This is a genomic window from Pseudomonas sp. R1-15, assembly GCF_051132085.1.
Taxonomy (GTDB): Bacteria; Pseudomonadota; Gammaproteobacteria; order Pseudomonadales; family Pseudomonadaceae; genus Aquipseudomonas.
Genome location: NZ_CP071660.1, coordinates 3,438,500 through 3,447,439 on the forward strand (window position 1 = coordinate 3,438,500; position 8,940 = coordinate 3,447,439).

The window sequence follows — 8,940 nt, forward strand, 5'->3', positions numbered from 1 at the left end:
GTGGGAAAGATTCCTGGGGACATGATTAGAAAAGCTTCGGCCATGCCTCGCGCGGATGAGCAATGGGTCCGAGCTCTTCGTTACGCGATGATGCTGGAAATTGAATCGTTTATGGATCGCGAGAATTTTCGGCGCACTCTTTCTCCGTCACAGGCGGAGGCGTTGAGCGGTCCTGATCGGCTTGCATACCGGTTCAGTCGAACCACTGACATGCTCGACATGATCGCCCCCATCGCGAATGAGCGCCCTGCTAATTCAGCCAGATTGGCAATGGATTTCGCGGACTATCTTCAAGCTCGACACGTGGACCCAGGCTGCGAGCCCCCAGGCTCCCTCATGAGGGAACTGTTATCTATGGACCTCGGCAATTGAGCAACGGATTTCCCGGTCCTTCGCCTGCAAGCCCAAGGACTGGGATTGCGCCAATTTCGGCGCGTTTATGACCTGGAGGTCGATGTGGTAGTTAGCCAGGCAGTAAAAGCCGAAATGAAAAAGGATGACGATTCTACTAGCTATGCCATCTGGCCGTTTAGATCCGCCGAGGTATCGGTAAATGGTGACAGAAATAATGGTGGCATTGACCTAGTCGCCAACCCGGAGCTGATCGACATCATCCATGAGGCCACTGAGGAAAATGGTCTCAGGGATTTGCTCATCTCCATGAACAAGCCAGGCCGGGCATTCATGACGTTAGGATGTATTGCAGGCGATATTGACGGGGTTTACTACACCTATATTGAATTCACCCCTCGCGATCCCGCTATCGCCCGTGACGAAGACGCCATCAAGGCAATCTACCCTCAATGGCTCCAGTGGAATGCGACGAATTGCGCTGCATATCCGGGCCTGGCGGATGCGCTTCGCAGTAATGTGGAATGGACGTATCGGGCATTTTCCTTCCGTGAAAAAGAGCCGCAATTTCTAATAACGATTTACCCGCGCGCTCAGTCTGCTCAGACTCACAAGGATCTGATTTCATGGGTACACAATTTCCTTTGCAGTGTTGATCTCACCGATCTACGACGCGTGCCGTAGGCACACTTAGTGGGTCGCCCAGACGTGTTTGTGCCTGAGGATCAGTCGTGTTCTGTCATGCCAGGGACCGCCGTAGACGATGATCTCGCTCGGCCGCCCATACAGGTGGTGCAGCAGGAACGGCCCTGGTCCAAACGTCTGGGCATCCTCGCCGGGCAGCGCCGGCTCCGCGCCGAGAAAAATTCCTGCGTGGTTAGGATGAACCGTCCGGCCTACCTCCATCACGATCATGTCTCCGCGCCTTGGTTGGTCGACCCGGTAGAATCCTGCAGCCTCGTAGTTCGCCTCATACAGACTGGCGTTGTCCTTGCTCTCCCACCAGCCATCAGCACGTTTGAAGGCTTCGAACTCTAGCCCACACTCGCGCTTGTACCAGTCGGCGCAAACCTGCCAGCAGTCCCAGGCGCCGTGCACGAATGGCCGTTTCAGCAACGGTGTCTCGCCAGTGGGTACCACCGTCCGCAAGTCGCCCTCGGGCCAGCTCAGGATGTGCCAGGGCAACCCGGTCGCTTCGCACATAGCCAGGTCGCGCGGCGATGGGCGGCTGGTGGCGTCCGGGTGGGAGTGAACGATGCCGATAACTTCCCCCAGGTCTTCAGCCGCGGCGTACTCCTCTGGATCGATGCGAAACTCCTCGTTCGGCTCGGTAGCGGTGTTGGTGCACGGTAAATACTGCTGCTTTCGGCCAAGAGCCAGCAGCAGCCCGCAGCTCTCTTTCGGATACTCAGCCGCTGCGTGAACCTGGATCGCGCTCAATATGTGTTTGCGCATGGTCAGCTCCGGGCGATCAAGGAAACGGCAGGGAATCCGCCGAATGGCAAGGCGTTGCCCTCGCCGAAGCGCGGGATGCAACCCCGGCCCAGCGTGGCATCACATTCGTCCAGCTCAGGGTTATCGGTGACCACGCCATCCTTCGTCACGTAGGGCCCGGTGTAGCCGCAGTTCGGCCCGCGGTAGCCGCCGGTCAGGCACCAATGGCACAGCGTCGTGGCCTGGCGCCCGATCGACTCGCCGCCCACGTCGCCTGGGCTGGCAAGCTCCCAGGTGACCGTCGCCCCGTCCTCGTTCGTCTTCTGGTCGATGTACCAGACCTCGATCGTCTCCTGGGTGGGGTCTGCCGTTGGGTTGCCGCCGGGGAAGTTCACCGCGTCGAGATACGTGCCCAGCGTGTGCCGCATTGTCAACTTGAACTCGAGCAGGTCATCGAAAGCCAGGCACAGGGCTGTGATTCGGCCATTGACGTTCCCCACCGAGAGAGTGGGGCGAACCGCCGTGCCATCGCCATTGGATTCGATACCGTCGATCTGCATCGGCCAGGCGCTGTACTCGTTGCCCTGCCAGTAAATCGGCTTGGCCGGCAGCTCATGGGCGGCGGCGCCGGCGGCGATCAACTCAGCCGGCGTGTGCGGGATCGAGTGCCCATGGAAGCGCAAAACGTCTGCGCCATAGTCAGACCCGTCCAATTCGAAAAGCAGCACTTCGCTGCCAGGCTCGAGAACCTGGATGTCACTGATCAGCGGCATGATTGCCCCTTAAGGTAGAAACGATTGGGTGAAGGTCGTGGTCAAGGTGAACCAACCGGCGCCTTTCGGCGCGATCGACGGTGCAGTGCCGCGGAAGAAGGAGAGCTCCCCAAGCGGCGGCGTCCAGAAGAACGACTTGTGCCCGGCGTGGCGATCCAAAAACGCTTTGATCTCCAGCGCCACCGCCTCCCTAACCACAAACGTCAGCGGCCAGGAATCGACCCGATTGTTCGGGCCGTCCCCGACTATCTGCTCGTAACCGTTGCCGAACTTCGAAGAGCGGGTTCGGTATTCCGGCGTGCTGGTGGACTCGACCATCGGACACCAGTCAAACGTTTCAACGGCCATTCACAAGCCTCCAGATTTTGCCGCCTGGCTGGGTTTCCCTGACGATTTCCTGCTGTGCGCCGCGTTTTGCGACATCGGCGTAGGCTTGGCCCAAGGCTTGAGACTCTTGCTGGGATGCTCCGGCACCAGCGCTCTGCACCGCAAAGGACTGATTGATGACGATCTGCCCAGGCGCAGCCGGCGCGGCGGACGACCCGCCCGACAACCCCACATAGCCGCCATCCGCATACCCTCGCTTGTTCAGATTGACCAGGTATTCCTTCATGCCTGGCCGATCCACAACTTCCTTGCGGATCACCACCTCGCCACCGTGGACTATGCCGGCCGGCTCGTACTTGCCGCCAGGGCCGGTGTAGCCGCCATCATCAAACCCATATTGGGCGCTATAGCCAGCGGCGGTGCTCCCCGCCGAAACCGGCGCACTGCCGCCGCCGAACGCACTCCCGATAGCAGTGCCCAAGGCGCTACCCGCGATGCTGCTGAAGACGCCCGATGCGGCCGACTCCAATGCCATCTTGGCGATCATCTTCGCAAAGCTTATGGCCACTTCTCCAAAACTCTGGTCGGCTCCGAACGCCCAATCAACCGCGGCATCAGTGAGGCCGTCATAGAGCGATGTGAAGGCCGACTTGGCCTGGCCAGCAACATCGTTCGCCTTATCCAGGTAGTTCTGGAAGGCCGAGGACGCCCCCAGCGTCCAGTCACCCCGGGCTTCATCCTCACTGGCGTAGAATTGGTGTTGCATGGCCAGGCGTTGATCGAGCGCCGATCTCAGCGCCTGGGTTTCTTTGTCGTACAGCTCGGTGCTGAACTGGTCCTTGTTGCCTTTGTTGTAATCGGAAGTCAGCTTGTCCAGCTGCGACTGGTAAGCCTGCTGGATGCTTCGCTGCTCCTGCAAGCGCTTGCGTTGTTCATCACCGAGACCGATGCCGGCCAGGTTGTTGTCGAGGCCCTGTTGTGCACTGGAAAGCTGACTCTTCAGGTTCTCATCGAACGCCGCCAGTTTTCGGCGGGTTTCCAGCCCTTTCTCACGCAACGTGTTCTCGGTTTCGAGCGCGGCGTTGCGCTTGAGCTGGGCGGTGATCAGTTCCTTGTTGGCCAGCAGCGACTGCTGTTCGGTAGTGAGCGTTTTCTTGCTCTTGATGTCAGCCAGCTGCTGCTCCCACTCGACCAGCTTTTTCGCATTCGCACCAAGCGTCTGGCTCGCCGCCGACTGATCACCGATCAGCGCGCTCTGTTGCTGGAGCACTGCGTACTGCTGCTTCGCCTGGTCAAGCGCCTTAATGCCAGCGTCTTCACGATACGCCGGGGCCTTGGCGGCCTTGGTATCCTTGTATTTCTCGTTGATAGCGGCGACATCCTTCGCCTGCTGCTCTGCAGATATCAACAACGACTTATCGCCCGAGGCCTTCGACTGGGTGACGCGCCGCTCAACCAGCAGCCGGTACTCCCCCAAGTCGCGTTCACGCTTGACCGAGTTGCTCTCCGTTTCTTTGCGCAGCTTGTCCAGGCGCACCTGGTCTTCCAGCGATTGCTGCTGTTGTTGCTGCTGAAAGCCTTTCGCGGCGGCTCGTCGATCCTGTTCGGACTTGAGCACCAGCTTTTCGGTTTTCTCACGCTCAAGGGCGTCCTTGCGGAAACTGTCATCGGGCGTCAGATTGCTAAACGGATCCGCGAGCCTTCCTCTGGGATCGCGCTTGTTACGAAGGGCCGCACTGTCGGAAATCGCGTTGAGTTGCTCATCCAGTTTCGCGATCTGCTGATCAAGCGTTTCCTCACGCCCAACGTTCAACGCCGCATCCCAAGCCCCTTTGGCGGCGTTCTTCACCGCCCCCCAACTGGCCTCAAGGACGCCGAGGTTCTGCTTGATGGACGTGGATGTGCGGTTTAATCCGTCTTCATACGCGGCGGTTGCCAGCGCGGCGGCCTCCAGGGTCTTCCCCTGCTCCTGCAGCGACTTGATATTTTCGTAAGTGGTCGCCGTCCGAAAATTCATCGACTCGTTGAGCTTCAGAATTTCCGCTACCGGGTCCTTGGCGATCCGCTTGAAGTTTTCAACCGTGGTTTCTGCAGCGATGCCGGTAGCCGATTCGAACTTGATCGCCGCGGCGGCCATGGATTCGAACGCAGCCACTGGTATGCGCGTAGATGCCGCCAACTGCGCCAGCACTTCGGATGCTTTGCCGACCGTACCGCTAGCGCCCGACACCTGGCGAGCCATGGTTGCCAAGCTGCTTGCCGTAGTGCCGGCGGTATTCCCGGTCATTGCCAGCGAGGTAGTAAACGCCGTTCCCTCGTCGGACCCTTGCTTGTACGCCAGCGCGAGCACCGCGGCCGCAGCCGCCGCAACGGTGAACGGATTCACCAGACCCAGAACATACCCGCCCAAAGCCTTGGCCGCCGGACCGGCTCCGCCGAACATATCCTTGAGCTGCCCGCCCTGCTGTAGGAAAACCGTCAGCGGGTTCTGCCCAGCCTGCAGCGAAACGGCGATATCGGTGAACTGCGCCGGAACCCCGCGCAAGTTGGCCGCATACTGCTTGGCAGTCTGGCCGTTCTTGGCCATGACGCGGTCCACCTTTTCAACCGCGTCACGCTGTTCCTTCAGCTTATCGAGGTACATGGTGAAGTCGGCATTGTCCAGCCGGCCTGCCGCGCGGTGCTTGCGCAGCTGCTCCTCCATTTTATCGAGGCGGCCATAAGCCCCGATCACCGGATCAATTTGGCCGACCAGCTTATCCAGCTGGTCCGCCTGGTACTTGGCTTGCCGAGTGGCGGCCTTGAGGGAGCGTTGAGCCCGGTCCATTCCCTTTTCAAAGCCGCCAGTGTTGGCAACCAGATCGACCGTCAGTTGGCCAAGTGAATCAACAGCCATAAATCACCTCTTGACCGACTGCAGCAGCGCTAAAAGATCCTGCGGCGTGGCTGCTTTTGGCTCGGGCTTCTGTCCACGATCAGGAAGGAAGTCTTCAAAGGTCGCCTTGCCGCCGTGCACGTTGTTGAGCAGCGTCGCCAGCATTGCAAAACCATGCTCGAGGCGAAGCCCCAGGTTCAGCGAGCCCGCCTTCTGGGCGTACCGCATCCAGGCCAGCGCCTCGACATACGTCAGGTTTTGCTTTGCTTCCCGGATCGTGCGGCCGCCGACGCCCGCGAGGACGAGCTCGTGCCAGAACTCTTCCTCGGCGTCGATTTTTTTTCCAGGGCACCCTCCGGCACTTTATTGACTTCGCCAATGGCCGAGAGCAGCACGATTGCAAGCTCAGCGCACAGTGCGCCATGCCCCGTATCAGGTCCGCCGACGACGTCAGCCACGGTGAACACTGGCTTGCCGTCCTTATCGACGATGCAAGACGCAATGCGTTGAGCGGTAATGTCGACGCCCTGATTCTGCGCATCCCAGCGCTGCGTGACAGAGATGTACGACTCATGGGCCACATAGACCGTGGCTTTCTGAAGCACACCACCGGCATGCCATTGGATTTCTTTCTTAACCGGCGGTGCGGCGAATGCGCCGGCGGCTGCCAGCGCTGCGATACTCAGATCCATGGGAAGTCCTTAAGCAGAGGTTTTCACGATCAGTTCGATCTCGCCGGACACCTGAATACCGACGTTGGACTTGACGACATCACCGAGCCCAAAGGTGAATGGGAAGGCGTTCATGTAACCTTCGAAAGTGAGCCAGGTCCGGGTATTTGGCAGGTCGAAGTCAGCGCTTTCGTTGATCAATGCACGAGCAGAAGCGCCGGTACCATCGCCACCGGTGAGGGCCACGGCCGGAACAGTGGTGTAACCAGAGCCAGCGTTGGTGATGGTGAAACCGGTGACTTTGCCGTCGGCAATTTGGGCCGTAGCAGTCGCACCACTACCGCCACCGCCGGTGATGGCAACAGCTGGAGCCGTGGTGTAATCCGTGCCCGCAGAGTTCAGCACGATGCCCGCCAGCGTGCCTTCAGCACCTACCAAGGGCGGAATACCGGTTTCTGCTTCGAAGTCGTATCCGTCCGACCAGCCCACCACCCACTTGAGTTTGGTTCCCGCTTTCTTCAGCTGGTGCAGCCGCAGATGGGAAGGGTTTTTCGGATCGATGTTCAGGCCGAACGATGCAGATCCCGGCTCGGCCAAGCCCGCTTCATATTCGCGCGCCTTGGATTTTGTGCACGTCACGTCGATCTGCGCGATTGCAGTGTCAATCCCGTCCAGCGAGGTGAAGCAACCGACATCGATGACGCTGTTGTCAGCCGGATCCAGCGCGAAAAGCTCCGTGCCTTGGGTGTTAATGGTCAATTTGGTACTCCTCGATTTCCTGCGAAATCACTGTTTGACGGGCATAAAAAAACCCGCCGGGGCGGGGCGTTCTTTCTGGTGCGGTCTACTGGCTCACGAGCCAGGCGACGTCGAAACCTTTCCTGTAGTTGTGCGTGTCCATGTCCCGGTCATCAACACCGAAGCCCGTGATGTACGCGTACCGCGCAATCACTTTGCGGAGCGCCTTCACAACTGCATCAGCAGACGATGCGGTATCGGCGTACACGTCCACCTGGAGGCCATATCGATCCGTGTCTGGCACGCCGTTGACGTAGTTGATCGGCGAGCCGCTGACGACCTGCCAGACTGCATAGGGCTTGACCGTCCCCTCTGGTGCTTCGCCATGCGGATAGAGGCGTGTTGGACCGGCGCCAAGCAGCGCAGTGACCGATGGTGCCGCGGCGCACACGGTGAAGATGGGGGCCGTCATCAGTTCACCCCCAGCTTGATCAGTTGATACCTGGCCGAACCGAGAAACTCCTTGAATAGCGTCTCGCGGTTGTTGGCAAGAGCCGGCCTGAGAAACGGTTTGGCCCGGTTCTTCTCCGTGCCCAGCTCCACCCACCACCAGTAGAACGTGTTGCCGCCCTTCTGCCCTCGCTTGCGCATGCGAACACCCACGGAAACGACCACTGCACCGACCTCCTGGCCCAGCGCCTTGCGTTCGATCATGGCCAGGTTGGCCGGGATGAAGTTGGCCGTTTCTGGGTCGTCGATCCGCGCCGCCCGATCCTTCGCGTCGAGAAGCACGATGTCCATGGCGTCCTTGGCGGCCGGCAAAACCACATTGCGCCGCATTTCCTCAGTCAAGCCCTTGAACTTGGCAGATAATGCATCGGCGCCCTTGAGGTTGTATGTGACCCAATCACCCATCATTCACCCCCGACGAAACCAGCAGAGTCAGGTATTCCTTTCGTGAGTTGATGTCGGCCAACGGCGGGCCAACGATTCCGCAGATGGCACCGGTGCTCAGTACAACGCGCATCGCAGGGGCTATGCCCTCTCGATACCGTATGACGATGCGAGTTTTTGCTTCGGATTGCACGGCCTGCGCTGCAATGAAATCACGAGCGCTCAAGTCCTCGACTGAAGCCCAAACCTTGGCGAAATCCACCCATTGCTCAGTCAATTGCTCCCCGGTTTGAGGATCCTGTCCAGTTACCTTCTGCTGGATTTGAATTCGATGCCTGAGTTTTCCGGCCTGCATTAGAATCGCTTCCTGTACCAGAGCAGCCTGTCGACTGCGAGAGGAACGGCTGACGGCCCCCCGCCCATCACCACCGCTTCACGGTTGGCGTACCAATGCCCGACCAGGAGCAGAAGCGCCTGCTCGACGTCCCTGGTTAGGCCCATTTCATCTGGCTCAACCGGATTTGCCTCGACCAGCCTCCGGTCGCAGTGTTGCTCGATGTGAGCTTTGGCCGCTTCGAGGTAGCCACCGATCAAGGCATCTTCTTCGTCGCCATCGACCCGCAGGTGCATCTTCAAGGTGGCCAACTCGATCATTTACTTAGCCTCTTTCGGCGCAGCAGGCTTGCTGTCCTTGGGTTTGGCAGTTCTTGGCTTGCCATTGGCATCGAGCTCAACGACCAGTCCTTTGCCGACCAGGGCGTGCGCATACTCTTCGTCAGCGACATCGAACTCTTGACCTCGCGAGACCTTTGGCGAGTCGGCGCCAAGCAGTTCAGCGTTGCCAACGAAGCCCCACAGAGCTTTAACTTTCATATTG

General features: G+C 59.4%; 13 protein-coding genes. 1 reads left to right on the forward strand and 12 read right to left on the reverse strand.

All coding sequences use genetic code 11. From position 1 onward, the window contains the following. The first annotated feature begins 417 nt into the window (after positions 1–417). On the forward strand, positions 418–1,035 hold the full coding sequence (locus tag J3P97_RS15450; RefSeq protein WP_434672158.1) for a hypothetical protein: 618 nt from the start codon (positions 418–420) through the stop codon (positions 1,033–1,035). A 6-nt stretch (positions 1,036–1,041) separates the two neighbouring features. Here J3P97_RS15450 and J3P97_RS15455 read toward each other — a convergent pair whose 3' ends face one another. The 12 genes from J3P97_RS15455 to J3P97_RS15510 all read right to left on the reverse strand — a co-directional run bounded on the left by J3P97_RS15455 (position 1,042) and on the right by J3P97_RS15510 (position 8,936). Beyond that, positions 1,042–1,806, reverse strand: coding sequence for a C40 family peptidase (locus tag J3P97_RS15455; protein WP_434672159.1), 765 nt, complete (start codon positions 1,804–1,806; stop codon positions 1,042–1,044). A 2-nt stretch (positions 1,807–1,808) separates the two neighbouring features. After that, entirely contained in the window at positions 1,809–2,558 is a 750-nt protein-coding gene (locus J3P97_RS15460) for a phage minor tail protein L (RefSeq protein WP_434672160.1), read from the reverse strand. Positions 2,559–2,567: 9 nt separating this feature from the next. Continuing rightward, positions 2,568–2,906 (reverse strand): phage tail protein, encoded by a 339-nt coding sequence (locus J3P97_RS15465; protein ID WP_434672161.1) that lies wholly within the window; start codon positions 2,904–2,906, stop codon positions 2,568–2,570. Continuing rightward, the gene (locus J3P97_RS15470; protein WP_434672162.1) at positions 2,896–5,781 is read right to left on the reverse strand and encodes a phage tail tape measure protein; all 2,886 of its coding nucleotides are present in this window, start codon (positions 5,779–5,781) and stop codon (positions 2,896–2,898) included. Before J3P97_RS15470 ends, J3P97_RS15465 begins: the two co-directional genes overlap by 11 nt. Before the next feature lie 3 nt (positions 5,782–5,784). Then, entirely contained in the window at positions 5,785–5,988 is a 204-nt protein-coding gene (locus J3P97_RS15475) for a phage tail assembly protein T (RefSeq protein ID WP_319017025.1), read from the reverse strand. Between the two features lie 23 nt (positions 5,989–6,011). Next, complete coding sequence (locus tag J3P97_RS15480; RefSeq protein WP_434672163.1) at positions 6,012–6,452, reverse strand: phage tail assembly chaperone family protein, TAC; 441 nt, start codon at positions 6,450–6,452, stop codon at positions 6,012–6,014. Positions 6,453–6,461: 9 nt separating this feature from the next. After that, complete coding sequence (locus J3P97_RS15485) at positions 6,462–7,190, reverse strand: phage tail tube protein (RefSeq protein ID WP_434672164.1); 729 nt, start codon at positions 7,188–7,190, stop codon at positions 6,462–6,464. A gap of 85 nt (positions 7,191–7,275) precedes the next feature. Beyond that, positions 7,276–7,641, reverse strand: coding sequence for a DUF3168 domain-containing protein (locus J3P97_RS15490; protein ID WP_434672165.1), 366 nt, complete (start codon positions 7,639–7,641; stop codon positions 7,276–7,278). Beyond that, on the reverse strand, positions 7,641–8,084 hold the full coding sequence (locus J3P97_RS15495) for an HK97-gp10 family putative phage morphogenesis protein (protein ID WP_434672166.1): 444 nt from the start codon (positions 8,082–8,084) through the stop codon (positions 7,641–7,643). Before J3P97_RS15495 ends, J3P97_RS15490 begins: the two co-directional genes overlap by 1 nt. Further along, positions 8,077–8,418, reverse strand: a complete 342-nt coding sequence (locus J3P97_RS15500) for a phage head closure protein (protein ID WP_434672167.1) — start codon at positions 8,416–8,418, stop codon at positions 8,077–8,079. The genes J3P97_RS15495 and J3P97_RS15500 overlap by 8 nt, the downstream gene beginning before the upstream one ends. Then, positions 8,418–8,717: a head-tail connector protein gene (locus J3P97_RS15505; RefSeq protein ID WP_434672168.1), complete on the reverse strand. Its 300-nt coding sequence runs from the start codon at positions 8,715–8,717 to the stop codon at positions 8,418–8,420. The genes J3P97_RS15500 and J3P97_RS15505 overlap by 1 nt, the downstream gene beginning before the upstream one ends. Then, a complete protein-coding gene (locus J3P97_RS15510; protein WP_434672169.1) occupies positions 8,718–8,936 on the reverse strand; it encodes a hypothetical protein in 219 nt (72 codons plus the stop codon). Between the last annotated feature and the right edge of the window lie 4 nt (positions 8,937–8,940).

Bases quoted from the DNA above. Each gene is read 5' to 3' on its own strand.
- J3P97_RS15455 (WP_434672159.1), bottom strand. From the start codon at position 1,806: ATGCGCAAACACATATTGAGCGCGATCCAGGTTCACGCAGCGGCTGAG.
- J3P97_RS15460 (WP_434672160.1), bottom strand. From the start codon at position 2,558: ATGCCGCTGATCAGTGACATCCAGGTTCTCGAGCCTGGCAGCGAAGTG.
- J3P97_RS15465 (WP_434672161.1), bottom strand. From the start codon at position 2,906: ATGGCCGTTGAAACGTTTGACTGGTGTCCGATGGTCGAGTCCACCAGC.
- J3P97_RS15470 (WP_434672162.1), bottom strand. From the start codon at position 5,781: ATGGCTGTTGATTCACTTGGCCAACTGACGGTCGATCTGGTTGCCAAC.
- J3P97_RS15475 (WP_319017025.1), bottom strand. From the start codon at position 5,988: ATGCGGTACGCCCAGAAGGCGGGCTCGCTGAACCTGGGGCTTCGCCTC.
- J3P97_RS15480 (WP_434672163.1), bottom strand. From the start codon at position 6,452: ATGGATCTGAGTATCGCAGCGCTGGCAGCCGCCGGCGCATTCGCCGCA.
- J3P97_RS15490 (WP_434672165.1), bottom strand. From the start codon at position 7,641: ATGACGGCCCCCATCTTCACCGTGTGCGCCGCGGCACCATCGGTCACT.
- J3P97_RS15495 (WP_434672166.1), bottom strand. From the start codon at position 8,084: ATGGGTGATTGGGTCACATACAACCTCAAGGGCGCCGATGCATTATCT.
- J3P97_RS15500 (WP_434672167.1), bottom strand. From the start codon at position 8,418: ATGCAGGCCGGAAAACTCAGGCATCGAATTCAAATCCAGCAGAAGGTA.
- J3P97_RS15505 (WP_434672168.1), bottom strand. From the start codon at position 8,717: ATGATCGAGTTGGCCACCTTGAAGATGCACCTGCGGGTCGATGGCGAC.
- J3P97_RS15510 (WP_434672169.1), bottom strand. From the start codon at position 8,936: ATGAAAGTTAAAGCTCTGTGGGGCTTCGTTGGCAACGCTGAACTGCTT.